Below are 278 nucleotides of genomic sequence, written 5' to 3'. Positions count from 1 at the left end.
ATCAAATGGAGAATTAGTTCAAAGTAAAGAAGTAAGCGAGCAAGATAACTGGAGTTACGAATTTACAAACTTGCCGAAATATAAAGACGGACAAGAAGTAAATTACACAGTAACAGAAAATCAAGTTTACGGTTATACAACAGAAATTAACGGATACAACATAACAAACAAATACACGCCAGAAAATACACAAGTTACTGGAGTAAAAGCTTGGGAAGATAATAATAACCAAGATGGAAAACGCCCAACAAGCATCACAGTAAATTTACTATCAAATG

At 33.1% G+C, this 278-nt stretch carries 1 protein-coding gene; it reads left to right on the top strand.

The window, feature by feature from the left end:
- The coding region (locus HZY83_RS00020) for a Cna B-type domain-containing protein (protein WP_179942082.1) at positions 1 to 278 on the top strand (278 nt) is incomplete at both ends.

This window comes from Gemella sp. GH3, from assembly GCF_013415425.1.
GTDB lineage: Bacteria > Bacillota > Bacilli > Staphylococcales > Gemellaceae > Gemelliphila.
The sequence above is the reverse complement of the archived record's forward strand: the minus strand, read 5'-3'. Positions and strand labels throughout refer to the sequence as shown.